This window comes from Corynebacterium afermentans subsp. afermentans (assembly GCF_030408355.1).
GTDB lineage: Bacteria > Actinomycetota > Actinomycetes > Mycobacteriales > Mycobacteriaceae > Corynebacterium > Corynebacterium afermentans.
On the sequence record NZ_CP046606.1, the window covers coordinates 1 to 12,418 of the forward strand.

General features: G+C 65.0%; 12 protein-coding genes. 8 read left to right on the plus strand and 4 right to left on the minus strand.

The window, feature by feature from the left end:
• Positions 1–42: 42 nt before the first annotated feature.
• The 5 genes from dnaA (at position 43) to gyrB (ending at position 7,490) form a co-directional block, all read left to right on the plus strand.
• Complete coding sequence (dnaA, locus tag CAFEA_RS00005; RefSeq protein ID WP_034996684.1) at positions 43–1,620, plus strand: chromosomal replication initiator protein DnaA; 1,578 nt, start codon at positions 43–45, stop codon at positions 1,618–1,620.
• A 662-nt stretch (positions 1,621–2,282) separates the two neighbouring features.
• The gene (dnaN, locus tag CAFEA_RS00010) at positions 2,283–3,467 is read left to right on the plus strand and encodes a DNA polymerase III subunit beta (RefSeq protein WP_063937084.1); all 1,185 of its coding nucleotides are present in this window, start codon (positions 2,283–2,285) and stop codon (positions 3,465–3,467) included.
• A 3-nt stretch (positions 3,468–3,470) separates the two neighbouring features.
• Positions 3,471–4,652, plus strand: coding sequence for a DNA replication/repair protein RecF (gene recF, locus CAFEA_RS00015; protein ID WP_063937085.1), 1,182 nt, complete (start codon positions 3,471–3,473; stop codon positions 4,650–4,652).
• Complete coding sequence (locus CAFEA_RS00020) at positions 4,636–5,244, plus strand: DciA family protein (RefSeq protein WP_063937086.1); 609 nt, start codon at positions 4,636–4,638, stop codon at positions 5,242–5,244. The genes recF and CAFEA_RS00020 overlap by 17 nt, the downstream gene beginning before the upstream one ends.
• A 146-nt stretch (positions 5,245–5,390) precedes the next feature.
• Positions 5,391–7,490, plus strand: coding sequence for a DNA topoisomerase (ATP-hydrolyzing) subunit B (gyrB, locus tag CAFEA_RS00025; RefSeq protein ID WP_063937087.1), 2,100 nt, complete (start codon positions 5,391–5,393; stop codon positions 7,488–7,490).
• Between the two features lie 99 nt (positions 7,491–7,589).
• On the opposite strand, the gene CAFEA_RS00030 is transcribed toward gyrB, so the two are convergent.
• Both CAFEA_RS00030 and CAFEA_RS00035 read right to left on the minus strand, forming a co-directional pair.
• Positions 7,590–8,024, minus strand: coding sequence for a DUF6918 family protein (locus CAFEA_RS00030; RefSeq protein ID WP_063937088.1), 435 nt, complete (start codon positions 8,022–8,024; stop codon positions 7,590–7,592).
• A 148-nt stretch (positions 8,025–8,172) separates the two neighbouring features.
• The gene (locus CAFEA_RS00035; RefSeq protein ID WP_126858132.1) at positions 8,173–8,589 is read right to left on the minus strand and encodes a hypothetical protein; all 417 of its coding nucleotides are present in this window, start codon (positions 8,587–8,589) and stop codon (positions 8,173–8,175) included.
• A 69-nt stretch (positions 8,590–8,658) separates the two neighbouring features.
• Here CAFEA_RS00035 and CAFEA_RS00040 point away from each other — a divergent pair, with 69 nt between their 5' ends.
• A complete protein-coding gene (locus CAFEA_RS00040) occupies positions 8,659–8,988 on the plus strand; it encodes a hypothetical protein (protein ID WP_063937090.1) in 330 nt (109 codons plus the stop codon).
• 7 nt (positions 8,989–8,995) lie between these two features.
• Entirely contained in the window at positions 8,996–9,262 is a 267-nt protein-coding gene (locus CAFEA_RS00045; RefSeq protein WP_063937091.1) for a putative endonuclease domain-containing protein, read from the plus strand.
• A gap of 60 nt (positions 9,263–9,322) precedes the next feature.
• On the opposite strand, the gene CAFEA_RS00050 is transcribed toward CAFEA_RS00045, so the two are convergent.
• Together CAFEA_RS00050 and CAFEA_RS00055 are read right to left on the minus strand one after the other, a co-directional pair.
• Entirely contained in the window at positions 9,323–9,595 is a 273-nt protein-coding gene (locus tag CAFEA_RS00050) for a hypothetical protein (protein WP_034996706.1), read from the minus strand.
• On the minus strand, positions 9,592–9,804 hold the full coding sequence (locus tag CAFEA_RS00055) for a hypothetical protein (RefSeq protein ID WP_063937092.1): 213 nt from the start codon (positions 9,802–9,804) through the stop codon (positions 9,592–9,594). Before CAFEA_RS00055 ends, CAFEA_RS00050 begins: the two co-directional genes overlap by 4 nt.
• Before the next feature lie 61 nt (positions 9,805–9,865).
• Here CAFEA_RS00055 and gyrA point away from each other — a divergent pair, with 61 nt between their 5' ends.
• Positions 9,866–12,415: a DNA gyrase subunit A gene (gyrA, locus tag CAFEA_RS00060; RefSeq protein WP_063937093.1), complete on the plus strand. Its 2,550-nt coding sequence runs from the start codon at positions 9,866–9,868 to the stop codon at positions 12,413–12,415.
• Positions 12,416–12,418 lie beyond the last annotated feature (3 nt).

Below are 12,418 nucleotides of genomic sequence, written 5' to 3' on the forward strand. Positions count from 1 at the left end.
TTGTGGATTGCACATGTAGACAGGAACAGACTGGAGACGACGTTGGCGGACCAACACCTCGAGGACCTGTGGCGCGGCGTCGTCGACGAGCTGCTGCGCCTCTCGGAGCAGGCCACCTCGTCCGTACCCACGCTTACCCCCCAACAGCGCGCCTACCTGCGGCTAATGAAGCCGGTCGTGCTTGTCGACGGCTACGCCCTCCTCTCCGCACCCCACCAAGCCGCGAAAAATGTCATTGAGGAGTCCCTGTCTCCCCACATCACGGCACTGCTGTCGTCCCACACCGGCCAGCCCTACGCCCTGGCCGTCTCCGTCGCCGCGCCCGAGCCGGAACCCGAACCAGAGCCTGAGCCTGTTCAGCCGCCGGCGCCTACACCGGAGCCGAGCTGGCAACCCACCCAATCCCACGTCGAAGCGCCGGCAGCGGGAGAGCAGATCCCCATGGGCCTGGACGAATTGGCGCAGATGCATGCTGCCCAGGTGGCGGGGCGTCGTCGAGAAGCAACTGCGCACCCCACCGTGGACCCAGTGGACCGCCGCATCCCCCGCGAGAAACCCGCGCACGACCCGGACCGCGAAGCCAGCCTGAACCCGAAGTACACCTTCGAAAACTTCGTCATCGGCTCGTCCAACCGCTTCGCCAACGGCGCCGCCGTCGCCGTCGCCGAAAACCCCGCCAAGGCCTACAACCCCCTGTTCATCTGGGGCGGCTCCGGTCTCGGCAAAACCCACCTCCTGCACGCCGCAGGCAACTACGCGCGCGTGCTGCAGCCGGGACTGCGCATCAAGTACGTCTCGTCCGAGGAATTCACCAACGACTACATCAACTCCGTGCGCGACGACCGCCAAGAATCCTTCAAGCGGCGCTACCGCAACCTGGACATCCTCATGGTCGACGACATCCAGTTCCTCGAGGGCAAAGAAGGCACCCAGGAAGAGTTCTTCCACACTTTCAACGCTCTGCACCAGGCAAACAAGCAGATCATCCTGTCCTCCGACCGGCCGCCGAAGGAGTTGACCACGCTCGAGGACCGGTTAAGGACGCGCTTCATCAGCGGCCTCATCACCGACGTGCAGCCGCCCGACCTGGAAACCCGCATCGCCATCCTGATGAAGAAGGCGGCCGCCGACGGCACCCAGGTCGACCACGCCGTGCTCGAGCTCATTGCCTCCCAGTTCGAGTCCTCCATCCGCGAACTCGAAGGCGCGCTGATCCGTGTGTCGGCGTACTCGTCGCTGATCAACGAGCCGATCACCATGGAAGTCGCCCAAGTAGCACTGCGCGACATCCTCCCCGACGAAGGCGACGTCAACATCACCGCCGACGCCATCAAGGATGCCGCCGCCGAGTACTTCCAGGTCTCCCTGGACCAGCTCACCGGAGCCGGAAAGACCAGGCAGGTCGCCCACGCGCGCCAGATTGCCATGTACCTGTGCCGCGAACTGACCGAGCTATCACTGCCGAAGATCGGCGACGAGTTCGGCGGCAAGGACCACACCACCGTCATGTACGCAGACCGCAAGATCCGCAAGGAAATGACGGAAAACCGCGGCACCTACGACGAGATCCAGGAACTCACGCAGGTGATCAAGAACCGCGCCCGCATGCACGCGCGGTAGGTCGGGGCTCGCCGCGGCCTGTTTCGCGCCGGTTCACGCTCGTTCGCGCTAGACCCTGGGAGGCTCACCCTGGGATAGCGCGATTTTTGGCTGAGCCCAGGGTCTGGCTCCCAGGGTCTAGGTGGTGGCGGCGCACCCGTGTAGCCACGGCCACCCAATTCTCCTCCCCAAATCACTTCCGCACCACTCTCCACAGGCCTATCCACACCTGTGTAATTACACCGGTGTAGTTTGGCCAAACAGATCACAGTGTAACCGACGTCACACACTCCGGGCCTGGGGACAGCGTGTGCATAACCGGTGGATGAACGCGGTTCCGCTTGTGTAATTTCAAAGGGCACGAAAATCTATCCACAGGGGACCCGACTTATCCACAAGTTATCCACAACCTAAATCACACGGGCGACACGCCGTGCGACCGGCACAAAGACGGCCCAATCCACAGATTCCCCAAGACCTACTGTTGTTCCCCTCTTTACTTCTTGTAATTCAATCTGGAGAAAGAGAGGGTGTGCAATCTTCGGCCCGGCCCTGACATTCGGCGGCGAACCGGAGGTGAGGCGTCGATAGGCAGAGTGCGCGCGGGTGAATCACAAATGTAGAGTGGTGTCCGATCTGGCTCTGCCCGAAATGCCAAACATGCCAAAGGAGACTGCGCAGTCATGGACAACAATGTGTCGTTTCGCGTCCATAAGGATGAGCTCGCGGACGCTGCGGCGTGGGTCGCGCGCAGCCTGCCCACCAAGTCGACGCAACCGGTGCTGCGCGCGGTTGTGATTACAGCCGACGACAACGGCCTGGAGTTCGCGGGCTTCGACTACGAGGTCTCTACCCGCGTGCGCATCGGTGCCGAGGTCAACGATCCGGGCCGCGTGGCGGTAGCCGGCAAGCTGCTCGCGGACATCGTGGGCACCATGCCTAACGACGCCATCGAGGTCTCCACCGATTCCAAAGTGATGACGCTGAAGGCGCGTTCCTCCCGCTTCGAACTGCCGCTGATTGCGCTGGACGATTACCCGCAGCTGCCGCACCTGCCGGAGGTCACGGGCCGAATCTCTCCGGCGGCGCTCACGGGCGCGGTGACCCAAGTGGCCTCCGCCGCCGGCCGCGACGACACACTGCCGATGCTCACCGGCATCCACCTAGAAATCGACGGTGAGAATGTCACCCTCACGGCAACGGACCGCTTCCGCCTGGCGCAGCGCCACCTGACCTGGGAGCCGACCAGCCCGGACGTCAAGGCGGACTTGCTCGTCCCGGCGAAAACGCTGCTGGACAACGCGCGCACGCTGGACACGTCCATCGACGATCCGGTGGAGCTCGCCGCGGGCACTGCCGACAACATCGGCGGCGACGGCCTGTTCGGCCTGCACACCGGCAACCGCGAAACCACCACCCGCATGCTGGATGCGGATTTCCCCAACGTTGCGCCTCTTTTGCCGAAGACGCACACGGCGATCGCGTCGGTGGAGGTCGCGCCGCTTCTGGAGTCCATCCGCCGCGTCAGCCTGGTCGCGGACCGCAACGCGCAGCTGCGCATGCACTTCAAGGAGGGCGAGCTGACGCTGTTTTCCTCCGGCGCGGACTCGGGCGCCGCCCAGGAGACCCTCCAGGCCGCGTTCACCGGGGTGGATGAGCTGCTCATCGCGTTCAACGCGGGCTATCTTCGCGACGGCCTTTCCGTCATCGGCACCGACCGCGTCGTGTTCGGCTTCACGGAGGCTTCCCGCCCGGCGATCATGATCCCGCAGCCGGAGGAGCTTCCGGAGCGCGGCGAGGACGGCACGTTCCCCACACCGGACACGCACTTCACTTACCTGCTCATGCCGGTTCGCCTGCCGGGCTAGCCCATGCACGTCCGCGAGCTTGATCTGCGTGATTTCCGCTCGTGGCCCGAGCTGAATCTCAAGCTTGAGCCGGGCGTGACGGTTTTCGCGGGCCGTAACGGCCACGGCAAGACCAATATCGTCGAGGCGGTCCATTATTCGTCGAAGTTGTCGAGCCACCGCGTATCGACGGATGCTCCGCTCATCCACGCCAACGCCGAGAACGCCCGCGTGTCCGCCACCACCGTCAACGACGGCCGCGCGCTGACCACGCACCTGCTGATCAAGGCGCACGGGGCGAACCAGGCCCAGATCAACCGCACCCGGTTGAAATCTGCCCGCGAGCTGCTGGGCGTTTTGCGCGTGGTGATGTTCTCTCCGGAGGACCTGCGCCTGATCACCGGCGAGCCGGCGGAGCGCCGCAAGTTCTTAGACGACCTCGCAGCACAGAGAACTCCGCGCCTCGGTGGTGCCCGCGCGGACTACGAGAAGGTGCTGCGGCAGCGAAACGCCCTGCTGAAGAGCTCGAACATGGCGCTGCGCCGCGGCTACCAGGACGAAGATGGCGCAAGCGCGCTTTCCACCCTGGACGTGTGGGACAGTCAGCTCGCGGCGCTTGGCGCGCAGGTGGTGGCGGGCCGGCTCAGCCTCGTCGATGAGCTGGCCGAGCGCATCACCGAGTCCTACCAGTCCGTCGCGCCGGAGTCGCGCCCCGCGTCGGTGGCGTACAGCTCCACCCTCGACCGGGCCGTGACTGAGCTCAACGGCGGGCCATCGCGCGACCCGGCGGTGTTTGAGGCCGCCATGCTCGCTGAGCTGGGCCGGCGCCGCAAGGACGAGATCGACCGCGGCGCCACCCTCGTCGGCCCGCACCGCGACGACCTCGCCCTCATGCTCGGCGACCAGCCCGCGAAGGGCTACGCATCCCACGGCGAAACCTGGTCCTACGCGCTGGCCCTCCACCTCGCCGAATACCAGCTTCTGGCCAGCGAGGGCACCGACCCGGTGCTGATCCTCGACGACGTATTCGCCGAGCTCGACGCCAAGCGCCGCGAACGCCTCGTCCACGTTGCCGCCGACGCGGAACAGGTCCTGGTCACCGCCGCGGTGGGCGACGACCTGCCCGGCAACCTCGACGACGCCGTCGCCGCGCGCTACGCCGTGACCATGCAGGACGGGGTGAGCGCCATTGAGCGATCTGATTAAACGCAGCTTCGACACCGTCCGCGCCACCGCACGCAAACGCGGCCGCCCCCTGCCGGACCTGTCCCGCCAGGGCACCAGCACCATCCCCAGGCGCAACAATCCATCGCTTCACGACGGACCAAAGGCCGCCATCACCGTTCCGGGCCTTGAAACGGGGCTTGATCAGCCGGAGAAACGTCGTAAAGCAAATGTGCGCGGAATCCCCACCGGCCCGGACGGGCGCGCATTGCCGCGCAGCTACAAGGTTTCCTCCTTTTCCAACCTGCTCGGCACCGAAATCCGCAAACGCGACTGGACCGAGAAGATGGCGCACGGCTGGGTCATGGGGCACTGGGCAGAGCTGGTCGGCGAGAAGATCGGCCAACACACGCACGTGGAGATGATCAAAGGCGGCGAAGTGCACGTCAGCTGCGATTCCACTGCCTGGGCGACGCAGATGAAGTACATGCAGCGCGAAGTGCTCGCGGCGATCGCGGCGAAGGTCGGGCCGGACGTGGTGACCAAGCTGCACGTCTATGGGCCGAAGACGAAGAGCTGGCGGTATGGCCCGCTGCACGTGAAAGGCCGCGGCCCGCGCGACACGTACGGGTAAGGGCGAGCGAAGAACGCGCGTGAAACGCCCTCTCGCGCGTTGGACACCTCCCCGTTATGGCCCCCTCACCGTGTAATATGGGACAGGTTCAACGGGCCTGAATGACACATTCGGCCCACATTTACGCATGGAGGAGCTTCCCGAAAGTGGCAGAGCAGCAACCCCATTACGACGCGTCATCGATCACCATCCTCGAAGGCCTGGAGGCGGTGCGCAAGCGCCCGGGCATGTACATCGGTTCCACCGGTGCACGCGGCCTGCACCACCTGGTCTGGGAGGTCGTGGACAACTCGGTCGATGAGGCGATGGCGGGCTACGCCGACCGCGTCGACGTCACCCTGCTGGAGGATGGCGGCGTCGAGGTCGTGGACAACGGCCGTGGTATCCCGGTGGAGATGCACCCGACCGGCGCCCCGACCGTGCAGGTGGTTATGACCCAGCTGCACGCCGGCGGCAAGTTCGACTCGGAGTCCTACGCGGTCTCCGGCGGCCTGCACGGCGTGGGCATTTCCGTGGTCAACGCGCTGTCCACCCGCGTTGAGGCGGACATCAAGCGCGACGGCAAGCACTGGTACCAGCGCTTCAACATGGCCGTGCCAGACGAGCTGGAGGAGGGCGGCAACGCCCGCGGCACCGGCACCACCATCCGTTTCTGGCCGGACGCGGAGATCTTCGAGACCGTCGATTTCAACTACGACACCATCTCGCGCCGCCTGCAGGAAATGGCCTTTTTGAACAAGGGCCTGACCATCACGCTGACGGACCAGCGCGTTACCGACGAGGAGCTCGAGCTCGAGGCCATCGCCGACGAGGGCGACACCGCAGCGACCATCGACGGCGACTCGTTCGACGACAACACCGAGACTGTGGACGCCGCCGATGTCGACCAGGACGGCGACGGCGACACGGTGGAGGCGGGCGACGAGGTCGCACCGGACGTAAAGAAGAAGCGTGAAAAGAAGGTCACCTTCTACTACCCGGACGGCTTGGTCGATTACGTCAAGTACCTGAACAAGTCCAAGACGGCCATCCACCCGACCATCATCGGTTTCGACCAGAAGGGCGACGGCCTGGAGGCCGAGGTGGCAATGCAGTGGAACGGCTCCTTCAAGGAATCCGTGCACACGTTCGCCAACACGATTAACACGCACGAGGGCGGCACCCACGAGGAGGGCTTCCGCGCCGCGTTGACGTCGTTGATGAACCGCTACGCGCGCGACCACAAGCTGCTCAAGGACAAGGAGCCCAACCTTACTGGCGACGACTGCCGCGAGGGCCTCGCCGCCGTCGTCTCCGTGCGCGTGGCCGACCCGCAGTTTGAGGGCCAAACCAAGACCAAGCTGGGCAACACCGAGGTCAAGGGCTTTGTCCAGCGCGCGGTGAACGAGAACATCTCCGACTGGTTCGACGCCAACCCGGCCGAGGCCAAGGTCATCGTGAACAAGGCCGTGTCCTCCTCCCAGGCCCGCCAGGCGGCCCGCAAGGCCCGCGACCTGGTGCGCCGCAAGTCCGCCACCGACCTGGGCGGCCTGCCCGGCAAGCTCGCGGACTGCCGTTCCAAGGACCCCATAAAGTCCGAGCTGTTCATCGTGGAGGGCGACTCTGCAGGCGGCTCCGCCAAGGGCGGCCGCGACTCCATGTACCAGGCCATCCTGCCGCTGCGCGGCAAGATCCTGAACGTGGAGAAGGCCCGCATGGACCGCGTGCTGAAAAACGCCGAGGTCCAGGCCATCATCACCGCGCTAGGCACCGGCATCAACGATGAATTCGACATCGCCAAGCTGCGCTACCACAAGATCGTGCTGATGGCCGACGCCGACGTGGACGGCCAGCACATCGCCACCCTGCTGCTGACCCTGCTGTTCCGCTTCATGCCGGAGCTGGTGGAAAACGGCCACGTCTTCTTGGCCAACCCGCCGCTGTACAAGCTGAAGTGGGGCAAGGGCGAGCCGGGCTACGCGTTCTCCGACCGCGAGCGCGACGAGCTGCTGGCGGAAGGCCTGGAGGCCGGCCGCAAGATCAATACCGACGACGGCATCCAGCGCTACAAGGGCTTGGGCGAGATGAACGCCAAGGAGCTGTGGGAGACCACCCTCGACCCGGAGACCCGCATCCTGCGCAAGGTCGAGCTCGAGGACGCCCAGCGTGCCGACGAGCTGTTCTCCATCCTCATGGGCGACGACGTTGCGGCCCGCCGCAGCTTCATCACCCGCAGGGCGAAGGACGTGCGCTTCCTGGACGTCTAGGCGCTCGTAAAATCTGACAACGCCCCGGCGTTTTCCCAGGTGAGGGAAAGCGCGTCGGGGCGTTTTGTCAACTTTTACGCGGGGGCGCTTTAGACGTCGTTAAGCAAAGCGCTCCACGATCTCGCCGAGCTGCGGCAACGACGGGCCCACGATCTTCGCAGCCTTGCCGCGCAGTGTGGAGTACACCTTCTTGATGGCGCCGGGCATGGAATCCGCCTGCTTGTCGCCTGCGTCGAGCATCGCCTTGACCACGTCGTCCTCGCGGCCGGAAAGGAACTCGCCGAAGCCCTGCTGGCCGCTGGCCTCATAGGCGGACCAGTAGGGATTGAGCTCGTCGACGATCTGCGGGAGGAACTTGTTCACACCCTTGGAAATGGCGTCCGCATCGGCCTTCTTACCTGCAGCGACGGCGGATTTGAGGGCCATGCCGGTGAGGCCGGACTGGCGGGCGACGGTGTCGTCGACAAGAGTGGTGATCTCCTGGACAACCTGGGGGCGCTTGGCTGCGTCGAGCAGCTGGGAAAGATCAGTCATGCCCGTCAGTCTAACGGGAAAAACGGCCGGTGCGGGACCGGCCGTTCTCGGTTGCAGCTCTTCCACCACAGCACCCAGACCTCACATCAGTCACATGGATCACTGCAACCACAACGGGCACAACCGTAACACAGGGTGTGTGGCGGAGCTAACGCTGGGGCAAGTACTGATCCGCGTAGGACTGCACAAACGCCGTGATCTCCTTCGCCGGGATCAGGCGGTTGCCTTCCGACGAGCCCGGCACGTGCGTCAGATTAAACTGCTCCGCCAGGTTGTCCACCGCCTCGCGCGCCTGCGGCACAAAATCGACGATGAGCTGCACCGCAACCGCCGTCGCCGCAAACGCAATAGCCAAGGAGATCGGAGCCGAGCCCGTGTAGGACCCCTCCAGCGCACGCTTCTCCGGCGGGTTGACGTCCTTGTCATAGTCCGGGCGGTAGTTCGGCTTGGACGAACCCTTCGAGCTTGTAGAGGACAACTGCGAAATAGCGGTGTCCTGCGCAAAGGCGGGGGAGGGGGCGGCGAGCAGGGCGGCGGCCGCCAGCGCCGCAACAGTTTTCTTCATGGGGAACATGTTAGGCGCTCAGGTGGGCCGAAAAGGGAACCGCCGGGTAGTTGCGAGCGTCTAAGACACATGACCCACCTCTACAACGGCATGTCCACCACCGCTGGCGCGCTGCTTTACCCGAACCCCGGGCGTCTGTTACCGGGTATGACCAGCGTGAGCGGTTTCGGTGCGCTGGCCTTGTACGGGCTGCCGCACCTGATGGACGCGCACGACACTGTCCTGATCTCACCCACCCTCCACGCGAAGAAACGTGGCAGCACCTTTGAGCCGGCCTTTGTGAGCAAGCAGCTAGAACCAGGTGAACTGTGGCAGATGGAGTGCCGCGACGAGTTGATCACGGTCGCCGCGCCGCCCTCACCCCAGAAACGATCGCCGTCGCGGGCAAAGGCCGCGTGAACAACAGGTGGCCCGTCAGTTCTGGGCGAACGGCAAGCTAGTTACGCGTGCTGACCTGGCTTTCCCCGAGGCGAGAATCGCGCTGTATTACGACGGCCGCCACCACGACGATGCCAGCACCCGTCTGCGCGACACCAGCATCGACCTCTACCTGACCTCTATCAACTGGCGGCCGCTGCGCTACGGCACGAACATGCTCAGCGGCCTGGTCGGGCACTTGGAGGTGGTCTTGAGGGAGCGCGGATTCGCAAAAGTTGACGAGCCCAAAATCTGACCTGGGGGTTCGCACCCGAGTTTCGAGCGGCGCTTTGTGTCAACTTTTGCGAGCAGATGCTTATCGACGAGCATCCGCCCACCTCCGATACACCTCCGCCACGACAGCAGCGAACCCCTCGTTGGAGTCCGACAGCGGCGAAAGCGCCACCACGGCCTCAGAAAGCGCCGCGGCGGCAGCGTCCACGGAGTCGAACACGGCCACGCCGTGGAAACGGGCGCCGGGCACAGCGGCGCAGGCGGCCAAGGCAGCGAACGAGCGGACCTGGCAGCCGTGGAAGGCGCAGTACTCGTCCGCGATGGCCAGGAGCTGCTCGGGGGAAAAGCCCCTCATCCGCGCGCCTGCCGGATGCGCGATTCCATTCCGGAATAGGAGGGGATGAGGGAGCGGGCGAGGTCGGTGACGTGGGCGTCGTCAAGCAATCGCGATGCTGCCGCGACTACCGCACGGCGCGCCGCCTCCTGCTTCGAGCACCCCCACGCGGACGCGAGTAACACGAGCGCCTTGTCCTCGTCTGCGGTCAACCGGAGCGTCATAGCCATACCATTGTGATACCACGTTGCTCCTTCGCTCCAAGCAGAAGCCCCGCTAGACTCCATACACATGGCTGATGACACCACTGGCGGCTTGGACCGCATTCAACCAATCGACATCAACGAGGAGATGCAGACCAGCTACATCGATTACGCCATGAGCGTGATCGTGGGTCGCGCGCTCCCCGAGGTGCGCGACGGCATGAAGCCGGTGCACCGCCGCGTGATCTACGCAATGTACGACGCGGGTTTCCGCCCCGAGCGCTCCTACGTCAAGAGCGTGAAGGCCGTCGGCGAGACCATGAGTAACTACCACCCGCACGGCGACAGCGCCATCTACGACACCCTGGTGCGTATGGCCCAGCCGTGGTCCATGCGCTACCCGCTTGTGGACGGCCAGGGCAACTTCGGTTCCCCGGGCAATGACGGCCCGGCCGCTATGCGCTACACGGAGTGCAAGCTCACCCCGATCGCCATGGAGATGGTCCGCGACATCCGCGAAAACTCCGTGGACTTCGCCCCCAACTTCGACTCCAAGACCCAGGAGCCGACGGTCCTTCCGTCCCGTGTGCCGAACCTGCTGATGAACGGCTCCAACGGCATTGCGGTGGGCATGGCAACCAACATCCCGCCGCACAACCTCAACGAGCTGGCGGACGCCATCCAGTGGATCCTGGAAAACCACGACGCCGAGGAGAAAGAGACCCTCGACGCTGCGATGGAGCGCGTGAAGGGACCAGACTTCCCAACGGCGGGCCTGATCGTGGGCGACCAGGGTATTAAGGACGCCTACACCACCGGCCGCGGCTCCATCCGCATGCGCGGCGTGACGGAGATCGAGGAGATCGGCAACCGCCAGGTCATCACGATCACCGAGCTGCCGTACCAGGTCAACCCGGATAACTTCATCCACAACATCGCCGAGCAGGTCACCGCCGGCAAGATGGTGGGCATCTCCAAGATTGAGGACGAGTCCTCCGACCGCGTGGGCATGCGCATCGTGGTCACGCTCAAGCGCGACGCGGTGCCGCGCGTGGTGCTGAACAACCTGTACAAGCACTCCGCGCTGGAGACGAACTTCTCCGCCAACATGCTCAGCATTGTCGATGGCGTCCCGCGCACCCTGCGCCTGGACCAGATGCTGCGTTTCTACGTCAAGCACCAGATCGAAGTCATTGTCCGCCGCACCCAGTACCGCCTGGACGAGGCCGAAAAGCGCGCCCACATCCTCCGCGGCCTGGTCAAGGCGCTGGACATGCTGGACGAGGTCATTGCTCTGATCCGTCGCTCGCCGACCGTGGACGAGGCCCGCGCCGGGCTGATCGACCTGCTCGACGTGGACGAGATCCAGGCCAACGAGATCCTGGCCATGCAGCTGCGCCGCCTGGCCGCCCTGGAGCGCCAGAAGATCGTCGACGACCTGGCCGCCATCGAAAAGCAGATCGCGGACTTCAAGGACATCCTGGCCAAGCCGGAGCGTCAGCGCGCGATTGTCGGCGACGAGCTCAAGGAGATCGTCGATAAGTATGGCGACGAGCGCCGCACCCAGATCGTCGCCGCCACCGGCGACGTCACCGAGGAAGACCTCATCGCCCGCGAAAACGTGGTGGTCACCATCACCTCCACCGGCTACGCCAAGCGCACCAAGGTGGACTCCTACAAGAGCCAGAAACGCGGCGGCAAGGGCGTACGCGGCGCCGAGCTGAAGCAGGACGACGTGGTGAAGAACTTCTTCATCTGCTCCACCCACGACTGGATCCTGTTCTTCACCAACTTCGGCCGCGTCTACCGCCTCAAGGCCTACGAGCTGCCGGAAGCGGGCCGCACCGCCCGCGGCCAGCACGTGGCCAACCTGCTGGAATTCCAGCCGGAAGAGAAGATCGCCCAGATCATCCAGATCCAGACCTACGAAGACGCCCCCTACCTGGTGCTGGCCACCCGCGACGGCCGCGTGAAGAAGTCCCGCCTCACCGACTACGAGTCCGCCCGCTCCGCCGGCCTGATCGCCATCAACCTCAACGAAGGCGACGCGCTCATCGGCGCCTCCCTCGTCGGTGAGGACGACGACCTGCTGCTCGTGTCCGAGCAGGGCCAGTCCATCCGCTTCTCCGCCGACGACGAGCAGCTGCGCCCCATGGGCCGCGCCACCGCCGGCGTGAAGGGCATGCGCTTCAAGGGCGACGACCAACTGCTGGCCATGACCGTGGCCAAGGACGGCGAATACCTGCTCGTGGCCACCTCCGGCGGCTACGGCAAGCGCACCGCCATCGAGGAGTACAACACGCAGGGCCGCGGCGGCATGGGCGTGATGACCTTCAAGTACAGCCCGAAGCGCGGCAAGCTCATCGGCGCCCTCTCGGTTGCCGAGGACGACCAGATCTTCGCCATCACCTCCGCCGGCGGCGTGATCCGCACCGAGGTCGATCAGATCCGCCCGTCCTCGCGCGCGACCATGGGCGTGCGGCTGGTGGACCTCGCCGACGGCGTGGAACTTCTGGCCATCGACCGCAACGTCGAGGATGAAGGCGAGGAGGAAGCCACCGCAGTCGCCACCGGGCAGAAGACCATCGAGCAGGCGCTTAGCGACGACAGCTCCGACGCCGGCGAGGACAAGGAGTAGCCC

What these genes read in the sequence shown, in the direction of transcription:
- CAFEA_RS00055 (WP_063937092.1), bottom strand. Translation starts at nt 9,804, where the DNA reads ATGGCTATGACGCTCCGGTTGACCGCAGACGAGGACAAGGCGCTCGTG.
- CAFEA_RS00035 (WP_126858132.1), bottom strand. Translation starts at nt 8,589, where the DNA reads ATGAAGAAAACTGTTGCGGCGCTGGCGGCCGCCGCCCTGCTCGCCGCC.
- dnaN (WP_063937084.1), top strand. Translation starts at nt 2,283, where the DNA reads ATGGACAACAATGTGTCGTTTCGCGTCCATAAGGATGAGCTCGCGGAC.
- recF (WP_063937085.1), top strand. Translation starts at nt 3,471, where the DNA reads ATGCACGTCCGCGAGCTTGATCTGCGTGATTTCCGCTCGTGGCCCGAG.
- CAFEA_RS00050 (WP_034996706.1), bottom strand. Translation starts at nt 9,595, where the DNA reads ATGAGGGGCTTTTCCCCCGAGCAGCTCCTGGCCATCGCGGACGAGTAC.
- gyrA (WP_063937093.1), top strand. Translation starts at nt 9,866, where the DNA reads ATGGCTGATGACACCACTGGCGGCTTGGACCGCATTCAACCAATCGAC.
- CAFEA_RS00040 (WP_063937090.1), top strand. Translation starts at nt 8,659, where the DNA reads ATGACCCACCTCTACAACGGCATGTCCACCACCGCTGGCGCGCTGCTT.
- CAFEA_RS00030 (WP_063937088.1), bottom strand. Translation starts at nt 8,024, where the DNA reads ATGACTGATCTTTCCCAGCTGCTCGACGCAGCCAAGCGCCCCCAGGTT.